This window comes from Streptomyces sp. NBC_00224 (genome assembly GCF_041435195.1).
GTDB lineage: Bacteria > Actinomycetota > Actinomycetes > Streptomycetales > Streptomycetaceae > Streptomyces.
Genome location: NZ_CP108106.1, coordinates 186,301 through 211,559 on the forward strand (window position 1 = coordinate 186,301; position 25,259 = coordinate 211,559).

The 25,259-nt window shown below is 67.9% G+C and carries 23 protein-coding genes and 3 pseudogenes; 7 read left to right on the plus strand and 19 right to left on the minus strand.

The window, feature by feature from the left end; all coding sequences use genetic code 11:
• Positions 1-412 precede the first annotated feature (412 nt).
• A complete protein-coding gene (locus OG965_RS00905) occupies positions 413-634 on the minus strand; it encodes a hypothetical protein (RefSeq protein ID WP_371648077.1) in 222 nt (73 codons plus the stop codon).
• Positions 635-657: 23 nt separating this feature from the next.
• A complete protein-coding gene (locus OG965_RS00910) occupies positions 658-1,002 on the minus strand; it encodes a DUF6233 domain-containing protein (RefSeq protein WP_371648079.1) in 345 nt (114 codons plus the stop codon).
• Positions 1,003-1,692: 690 nt separating this feature from the next.
• Between OG965_RS00910 and OG965_RS00915 the strand changes: the two genes are divergently transcribed.
• A complete protein-coding gene (locus OG965_RS00915; protein WP_371648081.1) occupies positions 1,693-2,166 on the plus strand; it encodes a hypothetical protein in 474 nt (157 codons plus the stop codon).
• Between the two features lie 93 nt (positions 2,167-2,259).
• Here the strand turns inward: OG965_RS00915 and OG965_RS00920 are convergent, their stop codons facing one another.
• From OG965_RS00920 to OG965_RS00935, 4 genes and pseudogenes are all read right to left on the minus strand, one after another.
• Entirely contained in the window at positions 2,260-2,700 is a 441-nt protein-coding gene (locus OG965_RS00920; protein ID WP_371648083.1) for a hypothetical protein, read from the minus strand.
• A gap of 1,004 nt (positions 2,701-3,704) precedes the next feature.
• A pseudogene (locus OG965_RS00925) lies at positions 3,705-4,622 on the minus strand (DUF2637 domain-containing protein); the annotation flags it as partial.
• Between the two features lie 537 nt (positions 4,623-5,159).
• A complete protein-coding gene (locus OG965_RS00930) occupies positions 5,160-6,452 on the minus strand; it encodes a pentapeptide repeat-containing protein (protein WP_371648085.1) in 1,293 nt (430 codons plus the stop codon).
• A 98-nt stretch (positions 6,453-6,550) separates the two neighbouring features.
• Positions 6,551-7,405 (minus strand): annotated as a pseudogene (locus tag OG965_RS00935) (serine/threonine-protein kinase); the annotation flags it as partial.
• A 223-nt stretch (positions 7,406-7,628) separates the two neighbouring features.
• On the opposite strand from OG965_RS00935, the pseudogene OG965_RS00940 reads away from it, so the two are divergent.
• From OG965_RS00940 to OG965_RS00950, 3 genes and pseudogenes are all read left to right on the plus strand, one after another.
• Positions 7,629-7,688 (plus strand): annotated as a pseudogene (locus OG965_RS00940) (WD40 repeat domain-containing protein); the annotation flags it as partial.
• Between the two features lie 262 nt (positions 7,689-7,950).
• On the plus strand, positions 7,951-8,298 hold the full coding sequence (locus OG965_RS00945) for a hypothetical protein (RefSeq protein ID WP_371657182.1): 348 nt from the start codon (positions 7,951-7,953) through the stop codon (positions 8,296-8,298).
• 267 nt (positions 8,299-8,565) lie between these two features.
• Positions 8,566-9,807, plus strand: a complete 1,242-nt coding sequence (locus OG965_RS00950; RefSeq protein ID WP_371648087.1) for a PIN domain-containing protein — start codon at positions 8,566-8,568, stop codon at positions 9,805-9,807.
• Positions 9,808-10,184: 377 nt separating this feature from the next.
• Here the strand turns inward: OG965_RS00950 and OG965_RS00955 are convergent, their stop codons facing one another.
• From OG965_RS00955 to OG965_RS00970, 4 genes are all read right to left on the minus strand, one after another.
• Positions 10,185-10,310: a hypothetical protein gene (locus OG965_RS00955; protein WP_371648089.1), complete on the minus strand. Its 126-nt coding sequence runs from the start codon at positions 10,308-10,310 to the stop codon at positions 10,185-10,187.
• 371 nt (positions 10,311-10,681) lie between these two features.
• Positions 10,682-11,251: a hypothetical protein gene (locus OG965_RS00960; protein WP_371648090.1), complete on the minus strand. Its 570-nt coding sequence runs from the start codon at positions 11,249-11,251 to the stop codon at positions 10,682-10,684.
• A gap of 738 nt (positions 11,252-11,989) precedes the next feature.
• Positions 11,990-12,532 (minus strand): hypothetical protein, encoded by a 543-nt coding sequence (locus tag OG965_RS00965; RefSeq protein WP_371648092.1) that lies wholly within the window; start codon positions 12,530-12,532, stop codon positions 11,990-11,992.
• 607 nt (positions 12,533-13,139) lie between these two features.
• On the minus strand, positions 13,140-13,427 hold the full coding sequence (locus OG965_RS00970) for a hypothetical protein (RefSeq protein WP_371648094.1): 288 nt from the start codon (positions 13,425-13,427) through the stop codon (positions 13,140-13,142).
• On the opposite strand from OG965_RS00970, the gene OG965_RS00975 reads away from it, so the two are divergent.
• Positions 13,414-13,626: a hypothetical protein gene (locus tag OG965_RS00975; protein ID WP_371648095.1), complete on the plus strand. Its 213-nt coding sequence runs from the start codon at positions 13,414-13,416 to the stop codon at positions 13,624-13,626. The two genes, OG965_RS00970 and OG965_RS00975, sit on opposite strands and share 14 nt — an antisense overlap.
• Positions 13,627-14,062: 436 nt before the next feature.
• Here OG965_RS00975 and OG965_RS00980 read toward each other — a convergent pair whose 3' ends face one another.
• From OG965_RS00980 to OG965_RS00995, 4 genes are all read right to left on the minus strand, one after another.
• Positions 14,063-14,701: an HAD family hydrolase gene (locus OG965_RS00980; protein WP_371648098.1), complete on the minus strand. Its 639-nt coding sequence runs from the start codon at positions 14,699-14,701 to the stop codon at positions 14,063-14,065.
• Positions 14,702-15,348: 647 nt separating this feature from the next.
• Positions 15,349-15,540, minus strand: a complete 192-nt coding sequence (locus OG965_RS00985; RefSeq protein WP_371648101.1) for a DUF6207 family protein — start codon at positions 15,538-15,540, stop codon at positions 15,349-15,351.
• A gap of 9 nt (positions 15,541-15,549) precedes the next feature.
• A complete protein-coding gene (locus OG965_RS00990) occupies positions 15,550-16,668 on the minus strand; it encodes a fatty acid desaturase (protein WP_371648103.1) in 1,119 nt (372 codons plus the stop codon).
• A 7-nt stretch (positions 16,669-16,675) separates the two neighbouring features.
• Positions 16,676-17,731, minus strand: a complete 1,056-nt coding sequence (locus OG965_RS00995; protein WP_371648105.1) for a ferredoxin reductase — start codon at positions 17,729-17,731, stop codon at positions 16,676-16,678.
• Positions 17,732-17,818: 87 nt separating this feature from the next.
• On the opposite strand from OG965_RS00995, the gene OG965_RS01000 reads away from it, so the two are divergent.
• Together OG965_RS01000 and OG965_RS01005 are read left to right on the plus strand one after the other, a co-directional pair.
• A complete protein-coding gene (locus OG965_RS01000; protein ID WP_329404332.1) occupies positions 17,819-18,958 on the plus strand; it encodes a helix-turn-helix domain-containing protein in 1,140 nt (379 codons plus the stop codon).
• 502 nt (positions 18,959-19,460) lie between these two features.
• Positions 19,461-19,799 (plus strand): thioredoxin domain-containing protein, encoded by a 339-nt coding sequence (locus OG965_RS01005; protein ID WP_329404331.1) that lies wholly within the window; start codon positions 19,461-19,463, stop codon positions 19,797-19,799.
• Between the two features lie 100 nt (positions 19,800-19,899).
• Here OG965_RS01005 and OG965_RS01010 read toward each other — a convergent pair whose 3' ends face one another.
• The 5 genes from OG965_RS01010 to OG965_RS01030 all read right to left on the minus strand — a co-directional run bounded on the left by OG965_RS01010 (position 19,900) and on the right by OG965_RS01030 (position 24,725).
• Complete coding sequence (locus OG965_RS01010; RefSeq protein WP_371648108.1) at positions 19,900-20,142, minus strand: hypothetical protein; 243 nt, start codon at positions 20,140-20,142, stop codon at positions 19,900-19,902.
• 282 nt (positions 20,143-20,424) lie between these two features.
• Positions 20,425-20,940, minus strand: a complete 516-nt coding sequence (locus tag OG965_RS01015; protein ID WP_371648110.1) for a hypothetical protein — start codon at positions 20,938-20,940, stop codon at positions 20,425-20,427.
• 473 nt (positions 20,941-21,413) lie between these two features.
• On the minus strand, positions 21,414-23,306 hold the full coding sequence (locus OG965_RS01020) for a caspase family protein (RefSeq protein ID WP_371648112.1): 1,893 nt from the start codon (positions 23,304-23,306) through the stop codon (positions 21,414-21,416).
• The gene (locus OG965_RS01025; protein WP_371648113.1) at positions 23,296-23,622 is read right to left on the minus strand and encodes a hypothetical protein; all 327 of its coding nucleotides are present in this window, start codon (positions 23,620-23,622) and stop codon (positions 23,296-23,298) included. Before OG965_RS01025 ends, OG965_RS01020 begins: the two co-directional genes overlap by 11 nt.
• Positions 23,623-24,203: 581 nt before the next feature.
• The gene (locus OG965_RS01030; protein ID WP_371648115.1) at positions 24,204-24,725 is read right to left on the minus strand and encodes a hypothetical protein; all 522 of its coding nucleotides are present in this window, start codon (positions 24,723-24,725) and stop codon (positions 24,204-24,206) included.
• Positions 24,726-25,259 lie beyond the last annotated feature (534 nt).

Consider the following 25,259-nt stretch of genomic DNA (forward strand, 5'->3'; position numbering starts at 1 on the left):
GTCACGGCTGGGGACTCGTAGCCTCGGCGTGGATCACCTTGGGCGGGATCTACGGGCAGCTCGCCACGATCGCCGCCAGGATAATCGCCGCACACGCCAACCGGGGTATCAAGGTTTCCTGTGCTGTCGCCTGGGGGCAGCAGACATGGCCGTCGGCACGTACACAGTGAAGTTCGTCCGCAGCACGCTCGCCATCGCCCTCGCCCACACACCACCCGCGACGAACAGACGCCGCGACATCCCCCTCCGCAACAGTGCAGCCATCCGCTTCCCCAGGGAAACGGCCCTTGCACGCCACGATCCGGCACCCCCGGCCATGCCCGCCACACCACCCACGTCAGCCGCACTCTGACCCATGATCAGATAGCGCACACTGCCCTGCCCCCGTCTTCAGCCGGGAGGAGCACTCTCGTCATGCCGCCTCATAATGGTGCGCCCGGCCGCCCCGCCATTCGATCATCACGGAGTTCCCGGCGACCATGTCCTCGGCACTCGTCTCATCCAGGCCCGACTGCCGCAGGAACTCCACCAGGTCACGGTCACTGTGGGCGAGGCCGATGATCTGTCCGCGCACGGTGACGCGCCGGCCGCCACTGCCGCGCGGCCGGTGGACGACTATCGGCGCTTGGTCCATGTCTCCAGGGTGCTCCGGGCTGCTCATTCCAGCATGCCAAGGGCGGTGTCGGGCCGGCAGAAGTCACAGGCCGGGGCGCCTTCGGCGAGGGCGGCGAGGGCCTGCTCGCGGCTGACGGCCGTGGGCTGGCCGGGCGCCATCGAACACCCGCCGACATGGACGCCTTCCGGCAGCCGGGCCTTGCCGGCGCCTCGCCGTACGTAGGCGATCACCCAGTCCGGTGGCGGCGGGAGCGGACGGCGGGCCGCTTCCTCGGCGGCGCGCTGCCGCTCACTCTCGATCCAGCACCGTGTCCGGGCCAGGTCGTCCAGCTGCACACGCTCCAGGAAGAGCAGAGCGGCGAGCCTCGGAGACACACTGTCGGACATACGTTCGAGTATAGATCGCATCGCGGCGCCCCGCCCTGCGCTCAGGGCCCTCTCCCGGGCCAGCGAACCCTGATCGTTGACCACCGAGTACGAGCGACGGCGGTTCCTGATGTGGGCGTGTGACCGCCCTGAGCAGCGGTGCAGCTGCCCCCATGACCAGGAATGGAAGCCGTGGCGATAGTCGTCCTGGCTCACGGGGCAGTGGTCCGAGCCGTTTCGGAGGAGTTCCTCGTACCGCTGCGCACGGAAAACTGACTGATCAGGATCCACTTCCAGAGGCGAGGGGCCTCTTCGCTGGTCAAGCTGGCGGGGTGACGGGGTGAGCGGCCCACAAGACTGCTGGCTCATGCCCGACCCCGCCCTTCCTGCGCTGCACCGACGCGGCTTGAGCTGCCGAGCGTCGGCCGCCGCGCATCTCGCACGCGAGCTCGACGCTCCGGTCGCCGCCGGCCACTGATCCTGGAGCCCCGGGGGGAGCGTCCGGTGAACAACCAACAGTTACTTTCCTGTCGCCCGGGATGAGTCAGGGCCTGTCCGGGAACTCCGTGGTGGACGGGCCGATGATGGAGAGGGGCTATGGGGGCGGGAACTGTTGCGGTGTTGGTGGCCGGCATGGGGGTATTGGGTACGTTGCTCGCGCCCTTGGCCGCGGCGTGGGTGGGTGCGCGATCGCGGTCGCAGGAGTCCGAGTTGCGACGGCTGGCCGACCAAGACCTGCGGCGCCACGAGGCGACGGCAGCCGACCTGGAGCGTCGGCGGGCGACCTACATTGCCCTCAACACCAGCGCCCGCCTGTGGCGGATACGGCTGATGGAGGACCTGAACCGGTTCCCCGACCAAGCGGGGCCGTCCTCGGAGACGGAGGAGGCGCGGCTCGCGTTCCAGAACGACTTCGCGCAGGCGCAGATGCTGGTACCCGACACTGTGCTGGACGCCGCCAACCGCGTACGGATCGCTCTGGCCGACGCCTACAAGCGGTTCGGGCACCTCGGCGAGGCATCGGCAACAGACGATCACGCGGGTGAGGAGCTGCGTGCGTTCCTGCTGCACATGTGGGACGAGATCACGCAGATGCAGGCAGTGATGCGCAAAGATCTGGGGGTAGGTTCCGGCGTCCCCGTGCCCTCGGAGCGGCCAGGAGCCTACCGGCCACCTTGGGCCTGAGGGATCTCAATGAGGCGGGTTCAGCGTGCAGTTGCGGTCCAGGAATGCCACGTCGCCGCGGACCTCCCTGTCGACTCGCCGCGCAGGTCATCGCTACCGGCTGGAGGCCACGTCACGGGCTGCGTAGGCGAGCAGTTCACCGATTGCTGCCTCGTCGGAGCTCGGAGGCCGCCGACGCCACTGCGCCAGCGTCTCCCGCACGGTGCGCGCCACAGTCTGAACGTGTTCCGCCAGGTCGTCGTCGAGTGCTGCCGCATCCCCGTCGGCTGTGCGGCCGGTGACGACGATGGTTCCGGCCAGCGGATACACGGCGACGCCCCGCCAGGCACTCGCCAACGCCCAGGCGGTCAGATTCTGCGGGAGACCGAGCGTGCGGCCGCTGCCATGGATGTGCAGCACCGCCCGGCGGTGGTAGACGCCCTGGTCGACACAATCGGGGGAACCTACCTGCTCACCGATCACGCAGAACGCGTCCTTCCGCGGCAGCAAGAGCTCGGTGACAGTGGTGTCCGGGTCAATGCGCAGGGCGCGCATGGTTTCTCCTCCGTCAGGGGTGCGGTTTATGGCGTGCCTGGGGTGGGTTGGTGGGTGAGTGTCTGCCAGCGGCGCTCGAAGTCCTCGCATTCCCCGGCGACCAGCGCGGGGGTGACCGGCTTGTTGTACTGAGCGGTGATCCCCCGCTCCCCGCACACCCGCGCCACCTCCACGGGCGCGGGAGTGCCGGTGTGTAGCCGGTGTTCGGCCCACACCTGGTATATGCGCAAGCGTACGAAGTGGCGGCGCACGTTGCCCGCGCTGACAGGTTTGCCCCCGCGGCCCAGCAGGCCCTTCGTAGCCAGGTAGGTCGACAACTCCTCATCGGTGGGTTCATCGCCGTTTTCCTCCTGGTACTCCCTCCACGCGAGGTAGTACCGGTCAGAAGCATTCAGGACACCTATCCCACTCCCACCTCGATCCTGGGGTGAAGGTGGCTCGTCGAGGGGGGCATTGACCCGCGGGCCACGCTGCTGCCTCGCGCCCTGCGCGGCAGCACCGACAGGCACCGCCCGCGCACCCTCCCTCTGCGACAGCGGCTCGTCGGCTTCCTCATCCCCGGTATCGGCAGCATCCCCGGCAGGCGACTCCCTGCGTTCCCCCTGCCCCTCCGGGAAGCGCCCGACGACGTCCACGGTGTCTCCCTCCCTGATGGGCTCGCTCCCCTCACCGGTGATGAGATCCCGCTCGTCCACATCCGCCGTGACGTCGCCTGTAACGGGGTGGGAGGCGTGTTCCTGCTCGTTGCTACGCCAGGTCCCGGAAAGGTCGCTGTCCCCGGAGTGGCCGCCCGGTAGTGGCGGGCCGGAAGCTGCCCGCCGGTGGGGGTGCGGTGTGTAGCGTTGACGGAGGGCTTGGAGCAGGGGCTGCACCTGCTGCTCGGAGAGCGGTTCGCCCGAACCCGTGGCGATACCGAGGACGTCACGCAGCCACACGGCCCACTGCGTGGCGGACGGCTCGAGGCGGAACTCGGCAAGGAACGCCTCATAGGCATCGGCCAACCGCCCCGCCGGGACCATCACCGGGGTCGGCTCCAGACCCTCGACATACTGGGGGTCATACGTGCCCGCGTACGCCTCCTGATCCAACTGCTGGGCGGCGAACCAGGGACTCTCCAGGGACACAGCCTCGGACGGCTCCTCCTGGACGAACTCCGGCTCCGGCGCGGGCGCCGGCTCGGGCTGGGGCTGGGGGGTCGCGCTCACCACGGGCGTGACCGGCGGGGCAGTGGGCAGCAGCGTCGGCTCGATGCCCGCCGCGGCGAGGCCTGCGGGGCCGGTGTCCGCGAGCGGGACGCCGAACTTGGCCAGGCGCAGCGGCATCAGCGACTCGACCGGCGCCTTGCGGCGCCAGCCGCGGCCGTAGCGGGCCTGGAGGCGGGCGCGGTAGACGAGGCGGTCCTGCTCCAGCTTGATGACCTGCTCGTAGGAGCGCAGTTCCCACAGCTTCATGCGGCGCCACAGGCGGAAGGTGGGGACCGGCGAGAGGAGCCAGCGGGTGAGGCGGACGCCTTCCATGTGCTTGTCGGCGGTGATGTCCGCGATGCGGCCGACCGCGTGGCGGGCGGCCTCGACGGCGACGACGAACAGGACCGGGATGACCGCGTGCATGCCGACGCCGAGCGGGTCGGGCCAGGCGGCCGCGCCGTTGAAGGCGATGGTCGCGGCCGTCAGCAGCCAGGCGGTCTGCCTCAGGAGCGGGAAGGGGATGCGGATCCAGGTCAGCAGCAGGTCGAGCGCGAGGAGCACGCAGATGCCCGCGTCGATGCCGATCGGGAAGACGACGGAGAAGTTCCCGAAACCTTTCTTCTCCGCGAGCGCGCGCACCGCCGCGTAAGAACCCGCGAACCCGATCCCGGCAATGACCACCGCACCCGCCACCACCACCCCGGCCAAAACCCGGTGCGTACGGCCGAACACCACCACCTCATCGCCCCGTACTGACACCAGCAGCCGCTCCTCCCCCGGCACCAGACCGCCATCCAGCCGTAACGGTCTCCACTGCCTTCGTAGCCACAGCCTGCCACAATCAGCGCTCCCTGCCCGAACGTGTTTTGCGCGACTGCCGCGTCCCTCCTTGCCCTCCCGCATCACACTGCTGGGCCTCACAAGCAGACAGGACACTCCTGAGACTCATATCCGGCCACTACCGCTCGCCGATGACTACCAGCAACGGGTGTAGGTCTCTGAAGGGAAGGGCTCACTGATCCACGGCGCTGTTGCCCATCACGCTCATGGTGGCGGCACGTGACCCGGTGGAAACTCCCCAGGTTCGGGAATCACGGATGGGGGCGCTCACGTAGCGGATTCACCACCAGGCTGCATCTGGCAGGCTGACCCACACCCGCCCCGTGAACGCCCTCCGGCGACCCGGCGCGGGCGACGTTCGACCACGCGCGGGCTCATCAGCTCGGGTGGGCCAGTTCCGACAGCTCTCGCTCGTGAGAGTCGGGCCGGAGTTCAGCCCGACCAGCCCTCGGGCGGCCGGAGGCGGCCCCATCGGACGTTGGCGTCGCTGAACTGTGCGTCGGCGAAGGCGACTCGACCCCCGTTCACCTGGGCGCGGACGAAGGAGACCATGCCACCGCTGAACCGGGCGCGGCCGAGCGAGACGGTGCCTCCGTTGAATCTCCCGTGATGGAAGGTGACCGTGCTGTCGGTGAACTGCCCGTAGTCGAAGGTGACGTTTCCACCATCGAACCGCGCCGCGTAGAAGCTCACCGTACTGCCCGTGAATTCCGCGTCGTCGAGGGCGAGAGTACCGCCGGTGAAGTGCGCGTGGTCGAAGCTAAGCGTGCCTCCGGTGAATCGTGCGCGGCGGAAGGCGAGCGACCCGTCGGCAAGTCGGGCCCGGTGGAAGGTAACCGTAGCGTTGCCGAACTGCGCGTAGTCGAAGCCAACCGTGCCACCAACGAACCGTGCCTCGTCTAAGGTAAGCGTCCCGCCACTGAGGCTCGCGTGGTGGAACGTGATGTCGCCGGCACCGAGCAGCGCGCCGCGGAAGGAAAGCGCACTGCCGCTCAACCGGGCCTCGTCGAAGCTGACTACACCGCCCTGGAATTGCGCATCGTTGAAGGTGACCGCACCCGCACCGAATCGTGCGCCGTGGAAGGTGACCACGCCGTCGAGGAATCCGGCTTCGTCGAAGCTGATCAGGTCACCAACGAAGTCGGCGTCGGCAAAGGAGACACTGCCGCGAAACCTGCAGCCGGAGAAGTCGCCTCCGTCGAAGGTCGCGCGAGTGAAATCAAGAGCGCAGGTCGACCATGAAGACTGCTCCAGCGGCTCCTGGAGGTGATCGCGGATTACCCGGATGATCGTCTGCCGTACCTCCAGTTCTCCCTTCCTGTACTGGTCGGACTCCAGGTTCCATTCGTAGGGCATGCGCAAATAGGCGCACAGGACATCCACGCAGACCTGGCGTTGCTCCACCCAGTCATCGGCCAGCCGGGCCATCGCATATACGCCGGCGAGGCGTACGGCCGGTCCTTCATGACCCAGCTGGCCGGCCGCCGTGCTGTAACGCTCGGCGAACTGGGCCGCGTCCGCCCGGTGGGCGTCCCCTTCGGCGATGCGCTGCCTACGATAGGCGTACACACCGGCGAGGACCGCACCGAAGACCGTCAGGATGGCGATGCTGAGCCTGATGCCATCGGGAACGTCCAGGGCCCCCGTGGGTTCCGTCAGCCGGCGGACGAGCCAGTACGCCACGACGCCGACGACGCAGACCACGACCACAGCCAGACTGGCCACGATCCACACGGGCCAGAGGTCCGGCGCGTACCGACCACTCTTATGCCGCCATCGGCGCGGCCACCAGGGTCTACGGGCCATCGATTTCAGCTCGCCCGACCGCCCGTGGCGGAAATCAACTCCGCCACGAACTCCCGGCATGAACTGTAACGATGCTCCGGTTCCTTGGCCAGGGCCTTCGTCATCACGTGGTCGACGGCCGACGGGAGACCCGGGCATCTCGAGGAGAGCTCCGGGGGTCGGTCATATCGGTGCGCCCACAGCAGTGCCATGTCGTCGTCACTCTGGAATACGGAGCTACCCGCAAGGGCCTCATATACGACGCAGGCGAGGCTGTACAGATCGCCCCGGCCATCTACGGGGCGCCCAGAGATCTGTTCGGGGGACACATAGTCCAGGGTGCCCACGAACTGCCCCACCGAGGTGAAGGACACCTCCTCCAGCGATGGTTTCGCCATCCCGAAGTCCATGAGATACGCATGGTAGGGATCGTCGCCGACATCGCTCCTGGCCAACAGGATGTTGCCGGGCTTTACGTCCCTGTGTACGAGACCGAACTCGTGCGCGGCGTCGAGCGCCGACGCCACCTGCCGAGCGATGCGCATCGCACTTGTCACCGATAGTGGACCATCCCTATCCAAGAGAGCTCCCAAGGTCGGCCCGGAAACGTAACGCATGGCGATGTACAGGACCCCGTTGGCCTCTCCGGCTCCAAAGATCGGCACGATGTGCGGATGATCGATCGCAGCGGCCATGCGCGACTCATTGAGGAAACGTCGACGGAAAGCGTCTCTGGGCGTCAATTCAGGGGCGAGCACTTTCAGGGCTACGACACGACCCAGCCGCAGATCTTTCGCGAGGTAGACAACGCCCACTCCCCCGCGACCGATCTCACGCTCCACCTGGTATCCCGCGATCTGCGCACCGAGCTGAATGGGGTGAAGTCGGGTCACCTGCCGAAATTAGCATCCGGACGCCCCGGGCTGATGGATATCCGTGCGGACGCTGCGTCGCGATGTGGGGTGCCGGCCGAACCGACCTCTACGGCCGTCGACTGATGTCCACAGCCGTAGCTGAGATCGTTCAGGCCGTCAGGCGGTAATCGACCCGGACGGGCCAGGGATAGAGGCGCGTGGGCTCATTGCGCACGTGATAGCGCCACAACGCTGAGCGGTCGTGGCAGGCAGTCCCATCCTCGTCTCCGGCGGGGCCGACAAGACCGTGCGCCTGTGGGACCTGGCGGCCCACCGCCAGATCGGGTCGAACTTGACCGGCCACACCGCGACGGTCAACGCCGTCGCGTGCACGAGCACCGATGGCAGGCCGCGCGCCGTCTCCGTTGGCGACGACGTTGGCGTTCGGCTGTGGGATCTGGCCGCCCGCCGACACCTCCCCAAGGTCTTACCAGCCATACCGCGCACCGGCATGCACCGCAGCACGCAACCGCGCGGCCGAGTTGATCACCGCGTACAGGCCCCGGGTGGTCATCGTCCACTCCTTGGGTCCAGTCGTCGCCTGCGAGGCTCTATGGGCCCATCCCCAGCTCGAAGGAGAGCTGCTCGTCACTCTCGGCTCGCCGCTGGCACTCCCCCATGCCGTGTTCCACCGCCTCCAGCCCCCGCCTCTGTCGCTGCGCGGGAGACGACCGCCCGGAGTGGCCCGCTGGGTCAACCTCGCCGATCCCGGCGACCTGGTAGCCCTGCCACCGCACGGCATCAAGCGGCAGTTCGACGGCGTGGACGCACCGCAGCCGCTCGACGAGGCCATCCACGCCTTCGACTTCCACAAGACGGCCAACTACCTGGCCACTCCACGCCTGCGCACCCTCTTGAACGAGCTCCGCTGAACGTGGCGAGGCGCTGCTCGGCTCTCTGCTCGCCGCCGTACGGGGCGTCTCCCCCTTGAGGTCGACACCGCAGACAGGCGCGAGGTGATGTTCTACGGGCCCGGTCCGGGCTACGCGGGCGGCGGCAGGCTCGTTCTCACCGCCGCCTTCCTCGGCGCCCATCGCTGACCACCACCCTGGCTGACTCGTCCCGATATCACGTGCACGCGAGCCCGGCGCCTGACACCCTGTGACCTGATTCACGGCTCAGCGGCAGGAGTTCAGGCTTTGATCATCACCGATTCGTGCGTCCTCCGGGGCATCTCGCTGAGCGACAGCAGCGCCGACCTTCTCCGTACCATCCGCGCGCTCGGCGTCGAACGGGTGGGTGCCCCATGGATGGTCGTGGAGGAACTCATTGCGCAAGAGGCGGTGGAGTACCGGCAGCGCCATGAGGCGGCAGCCCGTGCGCTGAAGTCGCTGAAGAAGGCCACGCCTTGGAACAGCGACGGGGTACCGCTCGGGCCGTCCGAGGAGGACCGTGTACGGGAGCACTGGCGGACTCAATACGCGACCGTCGTCGAGGAGGTTCCGACCAGCGAGACGGCCCTCCGGGAAGGCGTCTGGCGTGAAGCGAACTCCTTGCCTCCCTGCAAGGCGACCGAGGGCACGAAGTCGCTGAAGGTGGGAGGCCGGGATGCCGCAATCTGGCTGTCCGCCATCGAGTACGCGCATAGGCACCAGACGGAGACGGTCTACTTCGTCAGTGCGAACACCAAAGACTTCGGAGCTGGCTCGTCCTACCCGCCGCCCATGGATCGGGACGTCGACGGCCTCGGCGACCGGTTCGTACATCTGACGAGCCTGGACCAAGTGCTCGCCCGGTTTACGCAGCAGACCAAGACGGATGACGCCCTCGTAGCCGAGATCCTCAATGCCCCTGCGGTGCTCAAGGCGATGAAGAGGGAAGCAAAGAAGCGGCTCGGTGAAGACGGGGCATTCGTGTGCACGACGTCCGTCGGGGAGCTGGAGCAGGAGGTAGCCGTCGCCTCCGCCTTCGGCTGGCTCGCCGCCAAGGCGACCGTGCACTCCATTGAGAAAGTGCAGACGTACCGCATCGGCGAGCACGAGTGGTGCACCGGTGTCGTCCGGTGGCACATCGGCGGGATGGCGTTCGTGGCAGCGGAAGAGCCAACCCTTGGCGCAGCGGGCTGCTCATGGACGACGTCCGTCCTCTTCACCTCAGACGTGGAGAACCCGCGGCTGACGGTCCTGCGTCACAACCTCGCGCGCCCGCTCACGCGCGAGGAGTTCGCCGCCCTTGGCATGGCCAAATCCCCGCCTGTGTCGGCCATGCCGCTTTTCGATCTGATCAACAGCCTTGGCATTCCTGCGGATTCGGCACGCGGGCTGCCACGGGCGTACGAGGGAGCACTCGTGAGGAACGCGGCCAAGATCCGGCGTAGCGCCATCGGGGAGCAGGTAGCTGCTCTCCTCGACGCGGCCGAGGCCGACGACCCTGATGAGTAGGCGCGGCCGACGAGCCCCGTCGGCCGTGCCCTCCTTCACCTCGGGCGCGACGCGGAACTTCAACACCGGCCAGAGGCCGCCGTGATCCGGGGTCACCATAGGCGTCGGCGAGTTCCTCCAAGGCCCTGACCCGGACTTACGTACGCACCCGGGATCAAATGGAGGCCTCTGGACGGCTTCTACGACATTTGCCATGTAATACCGCAGGATGTCCCCTGACTGGCACCACACACCGAGAGCCGGACCAGGTGCGCACCAACTCGGCTTCGCATCAGGACCTTCTACCCACTGTCGCAGGTCAGAAGCGAGGGAGGCCGTGCACCCTTCCTGAGCCTGAACTCGTGGAGTCGTTGGGCTGATGGGAGACGATGGGAGTTTCAGCGGGCCCGGGTGACGCTGATCTGCTCGTCGGGACAGCGCGTCAGGACTTCGTTGAGGGCGGTTTGTTCGGCCGGGTCGATGGTCAGTCCCCAGCGGATCTTGTCGGCCACCCAGTCGGTCACGTACTGGCAGCGGTAGCCCGCGAACGGCGGCAGCCACGTAGTAAGGATCCTGGTCTGCTTTGCTGCGATTGGACTTGGCCGACACCGCGATCAGAGCACGCTCGTCCGCCAAACCGTTGGCGTAGTCCTCGGGCTCACATGATCGCGAAACGGACGTCAGTCAACTACGCCGAAGCCCTGCTGCGGAACCGCTCGCTCAGGTGACCCGCGCGGCCACCAGGGTCTCGAAGGTATAGGGCCGCAGGCCATCGGTACGGCCGGCGAAGTACCGCTGCTGGAGGTCTGCACGTGCGGGGTGGTCCACGACCTTCAGCCCGCACCGGCTGACCAGCCTCTCGATCCCGGATACCGGCCAGCCAGGCTGAAGAGGCTCACCGACAGAAGCCGCGATCGGTGCGTAGATGCGGGCATATTCCGTGCAAGTTAGACCGGTCCCGACCCGGCCCTCGGCGGGCGAGGGTGAACTGTCCAGGGCTGTCCTCGGCCAGCCAGCCCCGCTCCACCAGCCGCTTCAACTTGCTCCGGGTCCCCTCGATCTTCCCGGTCGTCGTCGGCAGGCCGATCCGCGGCACAATCTGCTTGGCCTGCACCGGCCCCGGGGCATCAGCGATGACTTCCACGATGTCCCGGTACACATCCGGCAACACCGCCACGACGAAACCCTCCCGCCAGGGCGGCACCATCATCACCCCGGTGCCATGAGGCACCAACGTCTCACTCGGTTCCGGCGCATTCCCCGCCGCAACGTCCGGATCAGCCTCCGCGGCCGACAACTCCGCCAGGACTTGCGCAACCGTCTCCCGCGTGATCTCCAACCGCGAAAGGTCCTCCCTTGCCCTCTCCAGCCGGACGGCCAACTCCGCAGCCTCAGCCTGGAGTTCCTCCACTCTCTGCCGAGCCGCGGCCTCCCGAACCCGAAGCTCCTCCGGCAAAGACACCATGGCACCCCACCTCCACCCCACCACGGTAGAAGTCCTGCGGCACCGACCACACGCAAATCAGCGTCTTCCCCGATCAGCCATCCCTCAAGAGGATCCGCACCCAATTCAGTTCCAACAAGCGGGTCACGCACGACCTGAACGGCCAAGTCGCCGCGCCTTGTCGGTTCCAACTATCGTGTCCCGGCACACGGGATTGTGCTGGCCAGGGATGACGAACTCTGCGCGTCGGCCCGGCAGGCAGTCCCAATGAGTGATCATTACCAGCAGCTGGCGGCCCTACGGACGCGACGGAACCCCCGTCGTTCCTCTGCCGGGGGTTCCGTCGCGCCTCACCTTGGAACGATCGCCGGATCGTCTCCGTAGACCTGCTGCCGTGTAGCAATCTGGTTCTTGGGCACGTGGGGCAGCCCCAGGTTGCCGCACTGATTGGTCGGGCCGCTTCCCGGCAGTCCAACGACTGACAGCTGCGGCCAGGTATCGCTGACAGCAGCCCTGTGACCTGCGCTTGGCACCGCGGCCTGGCCGAGAACGGCAAGGCGGCGGTGCGAGAGCGTCATGGCTGGTGAACGAGCGTCAGTGCGGGGTGACGCAGGCAAACCAGTCCAGCGGGGCTCCGGCGCGCCTCGAATCTACGGACGTTGACCCAATCACCCAGTTGGCCACGCGATCGTGATCCGGGACGAAATCGGCCGTATTCGCCTCCCTTTATCGCTCCGCGGGGCCTTCCCGGCACTGCTCCTAGCAGCTCCCGTCGGTGACGGGGATGACCTTGTCGTCGTCCGGCGCGGCGTCGCCGGTACCGTCCTTCTCGAACCAGAACACCTCAGCCGTCGCCGTGCAAGACGAGGACGCAGTCCTCAAGTTGAGTTCCTGCGCGGGGCGCAGGTCGTCTCCGGTGGCTACCGATCCGTTGCCCGTGGCCGCGCAGTGCACCTCGGTGGCGCTGTCCACGGTGCAGGTCCCCACGCGGGTGCCGTCGTGGCCCTTGACCAGGGTGAAGGAGGAGCCAACCGTGTTGAGGAACTTTGCGTTGGAGAGGGCAGTGGCCGACAGTCGCCAGTTCGAGTCGTAGGTGCACGGGCCCTGGTCGCAGACGACCCGGGGCGTCCAGGCGACTTGGGAAGCCGCCCCGTACACGCCTCCGGGAGAGGGGATGTACCAGTTCCCGCTCGCCGCCGATGCCGGCCCCTGGGTGAACAGCAGAGCCGCCGCGGAGAGCACCGCGACCGCCAAGGACCCATGCCGGGCCCGCCTGCTCCTGCCGTACATATGTGTCCTCATCTGGAGTCGCCCTTCATGATGGTGAACCTGTCGCCGGGGAGGCATCCCCAGCTGCCACGCCTTACCCGGCAGCCGTACGGTCACGGTGTCGGCTCGCAGACGACGGTGGCGGGGGCCACTTCTCCGCGATCCCGCCGTCTGCGGCGCGCCGATGGCGGCCAGCAGTCGGGCGTCGGCGCGTACGGCGGCCATGGAGGAGAGAACGGCGGACAGGTGAGAGCGAGCACGGGAGACCGCGCTGCAGCGGGTTCTCGATCACGAACCCGATATGTAACGGCCCGGCGCCCCCAGCGACAGGCTGCGGGGTGCCAACTCACCCGACTGGGTGACCGGATTCACCGCATAAACGATCAGCCTCGTAGCCGGATACTGCCCTTGGCGAACCTGGCGGTCTGCTCGCCGGTCCGGCATCACGTCAGCGGCCTTGCCCCCAGAGTTCGCCTGGCCAACTATCGCTGACACCAGCGGCCAGATGCAGCTGACAGACGCCCCGTCACCTGGCGCTTAGCAGCGAGGGCTGGCCAGCTACCGATGACCGTCACAACCCGTACGGGCCGCTGTGGTCGTATGCTCGACCACTGATGTGAAGGAACCGCCAGGCCCCCCTTCAGTCGTCAGATCCCTCGGGGACCCAGCTCAGCAAGAGGTGACAGAGCTCGCGGAACTTTTCCCGGCCGTACGCGCCGATCTCCTCCGTGAGCTCCAGGACGGGGCGGTCGGCGCCCCCGTAAGTAATGGAAAGCGCGGCAGAGGCTCCAACTTGCGCCTTGGCCGTCCGGAGACGGTGAGTGGCCTCGTTGCGGCTGGTCTTGAGGTTGTCGTACTCGGGGGTGTTCCGCAAGGCGGCGGCCGGTGCCGTCTCCCAGGTCGCCGACCAGGCTATGACGGAGATCAACGGGCGTCCGGGATTCGCGACACTGGGTTCTGTCGCGCGAAAGCTACAGAACGCCAAACGCACGTACAACCAGCTGGGCTGTGCCACCGCGCCGACGGCACCGCAGACCCGACACGCCTGCCTGGCTCCGGCCGCGGTGGTCGCGCAGGGCTTCGACGATCTCCGAGACGGAGCCAACCTGGCCCTGGCCGGCAAGTGATCCCAACACACGACCACCACTGGCCGTACGCACCACCCCCGACTGCTCATCCATCTGCCGCCGGTACGACCAGGCGGCCGGGCTGCAATCCCGCGGTGCCCGCCCTGCCGGTCGCCATGAAGGCAATCTCCAGCGCAGCGCATCTCACGTCTCACCCGCGCAGCGGTAGGGCGTGCCGACGGGCGACGCCGCGCCTGCTGGTACGGCCCTGGCTCTGCGGGGTGCTTGTGCTGTCGTGCGCACGTGCTGCCCGCTCCGCGCGCTTGAGGTCGGCGACCAGGAGCGTGGCGTACGCGCGGGCCTGCCACTGCAGAGAGGTGAGCCAGAGACGCCATGCCCTGTGGCGGCCGGCTGTACACCCTGTTGGCTACGCATGCACGGTAAGGCGCCCCGCCGCCAGGCGGCCAGTGGCCGGTGATGTGCGGCCAGGGCGGCGTCATCCAAGCGGCAAGGGCCCTGCAGCGCGGGGACCGGTGTCGAGATGGGCGGCGATGCGCGCAATCGTCCGGGCGTTGTCCTCGAACAGATGCGCCCGCATGCCAGCAGCCTGGGCGGCCTCGACGTTCACGGCGTAGTCGTCGATGAACAGACAACTCGATGGCTTTACGTCCAGGCTGGCGCAGGCGGCTTCGAAAGCGCGTGGGTCCGGCTTCTCGATGCCGATCTCGTGCGAGTAGACGATGTGTTCAACGAGTTCGTCGAAGCGGTAGCGCGCTGTTTCCCGCTCTCTGGCGCCGACGAAGCTGTTGCTCAGGATGCCCAGTTTGCACTGCCCTTGCAGCGCTCGCACGTAGTCGATCAGCTCCTCGTTCGGCGTTCCCAGGTATTCCGTCCACAGATCAGCCACGAGTTCTTCGACCTGCTGCGCGTCAAGACCCAGGCGTGATGCCAGTTCCCCGTGCACGTCTTGCTCGCTGATCCTTCCAACGCTTCCAGCACGCCACACGTCGTCCATCCGCTCGTGCACGGTGCCCGGCGGCAGTCCCAGCCGCTCTTCCCACCGTTGCACCCATCCCGTCTGCGGCGTGATCTCCAGCACGCCGCCGATGTCGAGAATGACGCAGCTCTCCCTCACCCGAACTTTCCCTCCTCGTCCTGCCCAGTCCGCGAACGTACGCGGCCCCGCTCGTGTGATCTCTCGAGACACTGTGGCTCGTCCCTCCGGAGCAACGTCAAGCGATCTTGGAACGCTGTGACAGCCCTGTCCACGTGGTGTGACAGTCCTGTCGCCGCGCGGATCCCCTGGCACGCGGCAGCAGCAGGATGCTGCTCCGCTCCGCTACGACGGGACCGGCAGCTTCGCCGGCCGGGTGCGTATCGGAGGCAACGGGACCACCTGATGCACAGTTGCGACCAGGTCAAGCGCAGCCAGAGCATCATCAAGCGGAACCAGGCCGCCGTCGAAGCCACCGGCAAGTCTCCGCGGTCGTGGCCTTGGAAGCCTCGGCGGAACGGCTGGGCGGCGTGGTCGAGTCCGGCGAGGCCGGCGTCGGCGGGGAACTCTTCTCCTGGAACTGAGTCGAGCTCATTGCCAGGACGCCGTCCACACCTGCCGACGGCCCGCCACGTGTGGGTAAACAGCCATCGGACCGGGTTGTCCTGGGCACCACGGTGTCGGACGCGTCCTGAAGATATAGCCCGACGGCCCCGCCCTCCGCCTTCCCTCAACCACTTGGACCACGTTCGTCGGGAACATCAAGAACGCAGCTCGTTCAGAAGGGCTCAAGCGCGGTACAGCCAGCAGCCACCGGCACCGGCACCGGACTGGGCAATCGAATACGCCTGGCGCACATCCAGGCAGCGCAGCCGGACACCGGGCTGCCCCGGATCCCGTGTCGTACGGTCTGATGTCGCCCGCAACGGATTGCACCGAACCCGGCGGAGCCGCCGGTACGGCTGAAAGATCTGAACCAATACCGGGAATCAGGCCGCGACGAGCTCCTGCTCGCGGTCCGGTGTCTTGACCTTGGGCTTCTTGTTCGGCAGCGAGAGCCGGAAGACCTTGTGCCACGCGGAGAACACCTGCTTGGGCAGTGGCCCGGTGACGTACTCCAGCTCGTACTTTTCGAACAGTGCGCGCACCTTCACCGCGACCTCGGCGTACCGGTTGCTCGGCAGGTCCGGGAACAGGTGGTGCTCGATCTGGTGCGAGAGGTTGCCGGTCATGAAGTGCATGGCCCTGCTGCCGCTGATGTTCGCCGAGCCCATCATCTGGCGCAGGTACCACTGGCCGCGCGTCTCGCCCTTGATCGACCGGCGCTCGAAGATCTGCACCCCCTCGGGGAAGTGCCCGCACATGATCACCGAGTGGGACCAGATGTTGCGGACCAGGTTCGCGGTGAACGTGGCGGCGAGCGTGGTGAGGAACGACGGGCCCGACAGCAGCGGGTGGATCACGTAGTCCTTGAGCACCTGCTTGCGGATCTTGCGGCCCACGGCCTTGGCCCGCGCGCGGAACTCCGGGTTCTTGCGGCGACGCTTGTTGAGGTTCTTGCCGAGCTCCAGGTCGTACGCTGCGATGCCGTACTCGAAGAAGCAGGCGTTGAGGAAGTTCCACAGCGGCTGGCCGAGGTGGACCGGGTGCCACGCCTGGTCCTCGTCGACGCGCATGATGCCGTAGCCGAGGTCGTTGTCCTTGCCGATGACGTTGGTGTAGGTGTGGTGCAGCTCGTTGTGCGAGTGCTTCCACTGCTCGGACGGCGAGACGTGATCCCACTCCCAGGTGGTGGAGTGGATCTTCGGGTCCCGCATCCAGTCCCACTGGCCGTGCAGGACGTTGTGGCCGATCTCCATGTTGTCCATGATCTTCGCCACGGACAGCCCGGCGGTGCCGATCAGCCACGCGGGCGGGAAGAACGAGAACAGCAGCACGCCCCTGCTGGCCAGCTCGAGCTTGCGCTGCGCCGAGATGACCTTTCGGATGTAGGCGGCGTCCTTCTCGCCCCGGCTGGCGATCACCTCGTCGCGGATCGCGTCCAGCTCGCGACCAAGCTCCTCGATCTGCTCCGCGCTCAGGTGGGCGGTGGGGTCGATGGCGGTCAAGGTGCTCCTACCGTTCGATGTCGCAGGGGCCCGCCGCGGCGGACACGCAGGTCTGGATGAGGACGCCCGGCCCGGCCTCGGTGATCTCGCCGGTGCGCAGGTCGCGGACGGCGCCGTCCTTGAGCGGTGTGACGCAGCCGAAGCAGATGCCCATGCGGCACCCGGAGGGCATGAGCACGCCGGCCTTCTCGCCGATGTCCAGCAACGGCGTGGCGCCGTCCGCTCCGACGATCTTGCCTGTGGTGCTGAACGTGACCTCGCCGCCGTCGCCGGCGACGACGATGCTGGGGCGGAAGCGTTCGGTGTGCAGGCGCTCCGGTACGCCGTGCTCGCTCCAGTGCTTCTCGGCGGCGTCGAGCAGGCCCGCGGGCCCGCAGGCCCAGGTCTCGCGCTCGGCCCAGTCGGGCACGAGTCCGTCGAGACGGGCGATGTCGAGCATGCCGTGGGTGTCGGTGTACACCTCGGTGAGGCGCAGCTTCTTGTCCGCGACCAGGTCGTGCAGTTCGTCGCGGAAGATCACGTCCTGCGGCTGCGGCGCGGAGTGGATCATGACGACGTCGTCGAACTCGGTGTCGCGCAGCATGCCCATCACGGGCGTGATGCCGCTGCCGGCCGTCAGGTAGAGCACCTTGGCGGGCTTGGCCTGCGGCAGCACGAAGTCACCGGTCGCCTGGTCGAGCTGGATCAGCGTGCCCGGTTTCGCTCTGCGGACCAGGTGGTTGCTGACCTTGCCGTCCGAGATCGCCTTCACGGTGATCGTGACGCGGCCGTCGGAGCGGTTGGCGGGCGAGGTGAGGGAGTAGGCACGCCACAGGCGGACCCCGTCGACGTCGACCCCGATCCGTACGTACTGACCGGCCGTGTGGCCGCGCCAGCCCCGTCCCGGCCTGATCACGATGGTCGCGGCGTCACCCGTCTCCGGGTGCACAGCCTCGATGCGCCCCCGCAGGTCGGCGCCCGCGCGCAGCGGGCTGACCAGGTCGAGGTAGTCCGACGGCAGCAGTGGCGTCGTGACCATTTCCAGCAGTTTCCACGCCCTGCTGCGCAGGGCTGTACTCGTCATGACCCCAGCTTGCTGCGTCTCCAGGCGTAAAGTCCTGACCGTAGGACGTGAATTTGATGGTTGGGATTGTTCGTAGGGAATAAAAACATGAGTCATGCAGTCCAGCGGGCCAGCGAGCTGGCCCTGGATGAGACGACGGTCACCGCTCTTCGGGCCGCGCTGAAGACCACGGCCGACGAGGTCGTTCAGGCGATCATCGACGAGGTCCCTCCGTACACCAACGCCCTGTCGGGCCACATGGGCGCTACCATCCGCCGCGCCGTCCGCACCGCCCTGGGGCACTACCTGGACCTCGCGAGCGGGAACACCATCAGCGGCGACGCCAGTGACGCGGCCTACGAGCTGGGCCGGGGCGAGGTGCGCGACGGCCGTTCCATGGACGCCCTGCTCAGCGCCTATCGCGTCGGCGCCCGTGTGGCCTGGCGAGGCCTGGCGGCGGGTGCCGTACCCGCAGGTCTGCCCGCTGCCGAAGTCGCCAAGTTCGCCGAGCTGACCTTCGCCTACATCGACGAGCTCTCCGCCGCGAGCGCCGCGGGCCACGCCGACGAACTGGCCGCCCGGGGCCGGGCTCACGAACGCCATCTGGAGCAGTTGGCCCGCGACCTCCTCGCCGGCGCGAGCCCGGACGTACTGCTGGCCTCCGCTCAGCGAGCCGGGTGGCAGCCTCCCGTTTCCCTGACCGCGGTCCTGCTGCCCGCCGCCCAGGCCCGACCCGCCCACCGCACGCTCGACCCGAGCACCCTCGTCCTGGACGATCTGCCGGACGCCACCGGCGTGCTGCTCGTCCCCGATGCCGACCGATCACATCTCCTGCGGCAGCTGACCGACCGCACCTCCGTGGTCGGCCCGGCCCGGCCATGGACTCGTGCGTCCGCCTCGTACGCACGAGCCGTACGCGCGCGCTCCCTCTCCTCCGATATCCGCGACACCGAGGACCACCTGCCCGAGCTGGTGCTGAGCGCCGACGTGGACGCGTTCGCAGACCTGCGTACCCGGGCCCTCGCACCGTTGCGGACCTTGCCTGCCGCGACCGCACGGCGGCTGGAGGAGACATTGCGGGCGTGGCTGTTGCATCAGGGCAGGCGGGACGAGGTGGCGGCAGCGTTGTTCGTCCATCCCCAGACGGTGCGGTACCGGATGTCGCAGCTGCGGGAACTGTTTCCGGATCTCGCATCGCCACACCGGGTCCTTGAGCTGACGCTGGCGGTCGGTCTTCGGGGCAGCTGACGCGTACTTCGACCGTCCACGACCGCGTCCGAGCGGTCCAGGAATCGTGCCTCGTTCTCGGTGCCATCAGCTGGCTCATGACAAGGCCTCGGGAAGCCCGTCGGGAACGCTGTCTCCGAGAAGCGCGGTGGCGGATACGGCTCGGTTGGATCCGGTGGACGATGCGCACCGGCCCACTCGTCGACGCGCTCATCGAGCATCTGGTCGGCGATCTGGGCCACCATGCCCTGGAAGACGGCTTTCATATCGTCGTGGAAGGCGCGCTGTCCTGGCACGAGCTGACCCACGGGCGCGCGGCAGGCTGCAGCTGGATGACCGGCGGGGCGGCCAGGCCGGGTCACCAGGGCGGGGCCGGGCCGCTCGCGCCGGGGACCCCCGTTATTCTGCGACGGCCCCGCGCCTCCCTTCCGACAGGTCAACCGGACGACCGACCGGGCCGGCCCGGCACACCGCGCGAGGGATGATGGGGATGGAACGACGGAACATGAGGTCAGGAGCATCCATGGCGAACCGGGTTCACCGACCCCGTGAGGACGCGGAGTTCAATTTCATCCTCGGGATGAGCGGAGTTCCGGTCCTCGCATACTTCACCGGGACATGGCCCAAGGCAATCGAGCCCTGCCGGGTGATGGACCTCGTCGTGGGTGGCATCGCCGACGACTACACGGGCCGCCTGACGGCCATCCGCGCCGACATCACGCGTTGTCCGGCCGCAACCGAGCGATACGGGATCACCGGAGCCCCGTCCTACGTCCTGCTGAAGGAGGGAGAGGCGGTGGCGCACGGCACGGGGCCCATGACCATCACCGAGGTACGGAAGTTCCTGGACGGCCACCTCTGAGCGGCCGCTGCGGCACGTGGCCGCGACGCCCGTCACGTCACGTCTCATCTATGGGAGCTGCGCCGCCTGCAACACCTTGGGGCTGAGACACCCCCACAGGTCACGTAACCCTGTCGAAAACGGTGCCCTGCGGCAGATGCGCAGCCGCGCGCACGATCTCGGCGAAGGTATCGGCCAGGGTTCCGCCGCTGCGCGAGCGGAGCCTCACCCGGCCCTGCCGCCCGTGACTCGCCAGCGCCCGGAAGTCGTCCCACTTGGGTTCAGCGGCATACCCGGGCGGGAGCTTGGGCTTCTCGCTGGCGGCCGCCAGCGTCGGCTCGGGCAGCGACCAGGAAGAGGGCATGGTCGAGTCCTTCCCTCATGCGCCTTGCGCACTGGCCCAGCTCCCCGAGTTGCCGGGCGGCCTGAGGGGCCTGCCCCGCAGACTGTCGGGCTGCCCCCGACCACCTGCCCGTGCGTACTGCGGCGACGGACCGCGCAGGGCGCTGGAATCCGCTACGCGGGTGAGATCAGGCATCATCCGGACCGACCGCCGACGCCGCGGTAGCCAGCCATACCTTGGCAGCGGGGCGGTGCCGGTGCCTCGGGGTCCGGCTGTCCGTGAAGCAGGCGGCGGCCGGTCAGGTCACCCCGGGAGGGGCCGCACGGATCCGCTCGCGCCGAGGTTCTGGCGTGCCTGCTCGATGTATTCCTGTCGCGCGGCGCGATAGTCGGCATACGCCCGGTCCCAGCTGCCGCTGTGGTCCTGGCCGGGAGTTGCCCGGGCCAGTGCTTCCAGCAGCCACAAGCACTGGTTCATCCGTTTCATCGCGGCAATGGTGTGCCTGTCTGCCAGGAGGAGCAGGGCTTCGGACAGGGCGGTGCGGTGGACTTCCGCCTCACCCAGCCTGTCAAGTACCGCCGCAGTAGGCTCCAGCGGGTGAGGACCTGCGGTCAACCCCCGGGCCACCGCGATGCGCCGGTACTGGTAGGCGAGATCCTTGACAGCATGCGCGTATTCGGCATAGGCCGTCAGGCGCTGTCCGTCCCACCGCACGGATTGCTCACGCCGCCACTTGGCCCGCTCGTTCAGACTCGTCACCACAAAAGACATGGCGGCTCCGACAGCGACACCGGCGAGCGGAAGGATCTGACTGGCCATGTCCATGGATCCCCCGATCACGCGACACCAGAACTCCATTCTCCCGCCGCGCCCCGGGCCGAACCAGAGACCGCGCAGCAAAGACAGGCACCGCCCACGGTGAGCGGGGAAGCCACGGCGCACAAGAGACCGACCCCCACAGCGGCTACCGCGCCCTGCCGGCCCGCCCCAGAGAGCAGCCCCTGGGCGAGGTGACCGCAGTGCGGGCCACACAGGCGGAAACACTCAACCCATCGTTACCGCAGGCCCCTTTGGCGGATACCCGGTGCAGAACGCGGACGCCGAGCGGCCGGGCCCCGCGTTCCACGGACCTGTCCTGATCCCCCGGAGAACCTGGCCGGCCCCTCCCCCGAGTTCGCCAGGACGCTCGACCGGCTCGGGCTCCGTCGCGCTGCCAGCCCCACCGGGATCTGTTTCGACAGCGCAATGGCCCCGGGCCTCTGACTGACCGGCAGCAATGGACTGCCGATCGCTCAGCGCGCGAGTTTCCATAGGCGGATCGTCTGGTCGGCGCTGCCGCTGGCCAGCAGGTTTCCGTCCGGGCTGAAGGCCACGGAGTAGACGGCGCCGTGGTGACCGGTCAGGGGATACCCGATGGCGACCGGGCCGGTGGATTCGCTCACGCGCCACAGTCGGATCGTGTTGTCGCTGCTTCCGCTGACCAGGACCTGTCCGCTGGGGCTGAAGGCAACGGTGTTGACGGCGTCGTTGTGTTCGGTGGCGTTGCCGAGGAGCACCGGGCGCGCGGGGTCGGTGACCTTCCACAGGCGGATGGTTCTGTCACCGCTGCCGCTGGCCAGCAGGTGGCCGTTCGGGCTGAAGGTGACGCTGTAGACGCGGTCGGTGTGGCCGGGCAGCGCCGGGCCGATGGGTGCCAGAGGGTCCGCCACGTTCCACAGCCGGACTGCGTGGTCCGACCCGCCGCTGCCCATGACGCTCTCCTCGTGGCTGAAGGCCACCGACAGGACGGCATCAGTGTGCCCGTAGACGGGTGTGCCGACGAGTGTGGGGTGTGCGGAGTCGGTTACGTTCCATAGTCGGATCGTGCGGTCGCCGCTGCCCCCGGCCAGCAGGTCCCCGCTGGGGCTGAATGCCACGGAGAAGACGGCGTCGGTATGGCCGGTGGTCGGTCGGCTGGCAACGGCTGGTTTCGCGGGGGCGGTGACGTTCAGCAGCCGGACCTTCTGGTCGGCGCTGGCGTCGGCGAGCAGGTTGCCGCCGGGGTGGAAGACCACCGAATAGACCGTGTCGGTGTGGCCGTCGAGAGGGAGACCGATGGGCGTGGGGTGCAGCGGATCCGTCAGGTCCCAGAACCTGACGGTTTGGTCGCGGCTGCCGCTGGCAAGGACGTGGCCGCCCGGCCGGAAGGCAACTGAGTAGATGCGGTCGGTGTGGCCCAGGAGTGGCTGTCCCAGCGAGGCGGCTGCCGCGTTGGACGTCCTGCCCGGGGCTCCGCGATCTGACGTCGTCGCCGGTCCGGTACGACGGCGGGTGAGCGTCAGGACGGTGTTGGCGGCGGTCAGTCCGGCGGCGCCCACAGCGCTCAGCAGCGTGCGCCGGTCCAGCAGGGGCAACTGCCCGGCCACAGGTTGCGCGAATGGTTCCGGCGGTTTCCTGGGGTGGTCAGGGTGGGCGGCGTTGCGGGCGAAGAGGAAACCGTGAGCCCCTCGGGCTCCGCTTTCCACTGGCTCGGGTAGTCCCGCGTCCCGTAACCGGGCGTGTAGTTCGAGGAAGATCCGGTCCAGGCGCAGGTGCGGCGCCGACACCTCGCGGATGCCGTTGCTCACGATGTCCAAGAAGGCTTTGGTGAAGTAGGTGAGTGTTCCGTTGACGGGCGTCTTGGCCTTCTTGGTGCTGGCGCTGGCACCGATGACGTACAGGCCCTCAACCGGGTGAGCCTCTTCGACGTCGGCCGACTGGAACACATGATTGGACTTGGTGGCGAGTTCGGCATGGCAGCAGTCCAAGAGGACGAGCTTGGTCTCCGCCCGGCAACCGCGGAGAATTTTCGCGAGACTCTCATAGAGCATTGCGGTGTAGGGCAGCGCTCTCCAGCGTGGGTCGGTGTCGCCCACTGTCAGGGCGAGTTGCCCCTCACTGGTGCGCAGTCCGTGGCCGACGTAATACACCAGAAGTGTGCCTTGGACGTCGCTGACAGCCTTGATCACTTTTCGGGCCAGGGCGTCTGGCGACGCCATGTCCACCAGGCACGTCACGCGCTCTGCCGGCCATCCGCACAGCTCGCTGGTCAGCAGGTCGGCTATCGCGCTGACGCACTGGGCGGCAGGTAGATTCGGGAGTCCTAGGTCCGCGTAGACTCCGTTACCGATCAGGATGGCGCGGGAGCTGCTCAGGTCACGCTCCACCTAGCCATTCCTCCAGCACCGGGCGGGCCTCTTCGAAGGTTTCGGCGGTGATCGTCAACCGGACAGTGCCGTGCCGCACCTTCATGACGAAGCCCGGCCCCCTTGAGTCCAGCAGCGACTTGACGATGCCCAAGAACACCGCGACAGCACCGCCCGACGCACAGGCTGCCGTCAGCAGGTCCACCGCTGTGCCGAGGTCCTCGGGCTCCATCGGCGCGGGCACGGCATCCACCGCGATCCCGCTGCGGCCTTGCAGCTCACCGAACAGGATGTCGAAATCGTCCGGATCCTCTGCCGAGATCTCGACCGTACCCACCCGCGCCCCCTTCGCACCTGGCCTTCGGTCCGCCAGCAAACGTCAACAAAATGCCGCCGCCGATCGCCGCCCTGACCCTGGAGACCCCAGACCGACATATCGGCCCATCCATCCGCCGTCCGCGCCCGGAGATGCGGATGAGTCCTCGACGATAGAGGTGCCGCGGTCACCGTACGCCGCAAGGACAAAACCGTCCATGAATTGTCCGCACATGACTGGCGGCGATGCAGAAAAGCGCGGTTCTGATGCTTTCCGGGAGCTGTTTCCGATCTTCAGCTGGCACGTCGCTCGCTCGGCGACGGGACGTTGCTTCACGGTGGGGGTGTGCTCCGGTCGGGGATCGGGAGGTGAGGCTCTCGGGAGGCAGATGCCTGCACGCAGTCGTCCCGACCCTTCACTCTTCCATCTCCGCTGCCGGCAGGGGCCTGGGGACCGGACATGTCTCCTGAAGTGGTGAGCCCGGTCGAGACCGCGGTGTCACACGAGGCGCCGGGTCACCTCGACGGCGAGGACGAACCTGTGTCACCCACAGCCGACGCCGCCGCTCTCAGCGGGCGCTGCGCGGCGGCTCCCGGAGGGGTTCAGTGGTAGACGTCGACGACGACGCGGTTCGGAGAGGTCAGGGTGAAGATTTTGCACTGGGAGTGGTCGCCCAGCGAAAGGCCGAACGTCACGTTGCCCTCGTAGCCCGCGGCCAACTCCACACCCTTGAGGGAGGGCAGGGAAACGGACTGCACCCGGGGGGTGGCGTAAGCGTCAGGCCCGCTGGGGAGAGCAACAGCTCCACCGGAGACGTCGAGGAGCAGGTAGGACTTCCCCGAGATCTGCAGGTGTCTGATCTCGTCGTCACCTGCCGTGTGATACGTGCCGTCCGCGCTCGCGGTGGCCCGCACCTGGGGCAGGCCGGTGCCACTCAGGTCGAAGACCAGACGGTCGAAGTCCGGGTGGCCGCCGGCGCGGGCATCCAGAACGCAGATGTTCAGGCAGGAGGTGACGGGGGATGTGGTGCTGGCCTGGGCAGGTGCGGGTCCAGCGAGGACGAGGGCAGCGGCCACGGCGGCACCAGCGGCGGATACCTGTCGGATGATGCTGGTCTTGGGCATAACGGTTCCTCACGTGTGCAACGTTTTGTCGTGCTGATGGCACGCGGTGGACGAAGCCGGCGGCATCACTGGATGCCGCCGGCTTCCGGTCACGGGGTCTGTCTGGGCCCTTGATGGTTGCGGGGCTTGACTGGTGGCAGTGGTACGGGGCGGTGGGGCCGGGCCGACGCCCCGGTGGTCACGGCGGGCCGGGGCGGGCACAGTGGGGCACGAAGACGATTCAGGTTCTGTCGCCGGGGTCCACTCCGGCTCGATGGACACGATGACGACGGTGGTCGCGCCCAGGGAGATCCCGACCAGGGTGCCCACCAGCAAGGTCGGGTGCCATGGACTCGGCGAGGAGCAGGAGGGCGATCGTGCTCGCCACTCGCGCCCCAAGGGCGCAGCCCGGCCGAGTTTGTCGCCGACCGCCGTTCTCAGGCTCTGAGGTACGGGGGCTGGGGGCTGGGTGGGTCTTGAAGTAGTCGGACCGCTGAGTGGATCTGGCGGCCGCCCAGTGACGAACGCGCCACGATGCTCATCTCCACCCGAGTG

Excerpts from the sequence above, each read along its gene's own strand:
- OG965_RS00905 (WP_371648077.1), bottom strand. The coding sequence starts at position 634 with ATGGACCAAGCGCCGATAGTCGTCCACCGGCCGCGCGGCAGTGGCGGC.
- OG965_RS00910 (WP_371648079.1), bottom strand. The coding sequence starts at position 1,002 with ATGTCCGACAGTGTGTCTCCGAGGCTCGCCGCTCTGCTCTTCCTGGAG.
- OG965_RS00920 (WP_371648083.1), bottom strand. The coding sequence starts at position 2,700 with ATGCGCGCCCTGCGCATTGACCCGGACACCACTGTCACCGAGCTCTTG.
- OG965_RS00960 (WP_371648090.1), bottom strand. The coding sequence starts at position 11,251 with ATGGTGTCTTTGCCGGAGGAGCTTCGGGTTCGGGAGGCCGCGGCTCGG.
- OG965_RS00965 (WP_371648092.1), bottom strand. The coding sequence starts at position 12,532 with ATGAGGACACATATGTACGGCAGGAGCAGGCGGGCCCGGCATGGGTCC.
- OG965_RS00975 (WP_371648095.1), top strand. The coding sequence starts at position 13,414 with ATGACGGAGATCAACGGGCGTCCGGGATTCGCGACACTGGGTTCTGTC.
- OG965_RS00995 (WP_371648105.1), bottom strand. The coding sequence starts at position 17,731 with ATGACGAGTACAGCCCTGCGCAGCAGGGCGTGGAAACTGCTGGAAATG.
- OG965_RS01000 (WP_329404332.1), top strand. The coding sequence starts at position 17,819 with ATGAGTCATGCAGTCCAGCGGGCCAGCGAGCTGGCCCTGGATGAGACG.
- OG965_RS01005 (WP_329404331.1), top strand. The coding sequence starts at position 19,461 with ATGGCGAACCGGGTTCACCGACCCCGTGAGGACGCGGAGTTCAATTTC.
- OG965_RS01010 (WP_371648108.1), bottom strand. The coding sequence starts at position 20,142 with ATGCCCTCTTCCTGGTCGCTGCCCGAGCCGACGCTGGCGGCCGCCAGC.
- OG965_RS01015 (WP_371648110.1), bottom strand. The coding sequence starts at position 20,940 with ATGGCCAGTCAGATCCTTCCGCTCGCCGGTGTCGCTGTCGGAGCCGCC.
- OG965_RS01030 (WP_371648115.1), bottom strand. The coding sequence starts at position 24,725 with ATGCCCAAGACCAGCATCATCCGACAGGTATCCGCCGCTGGTGCCGCC.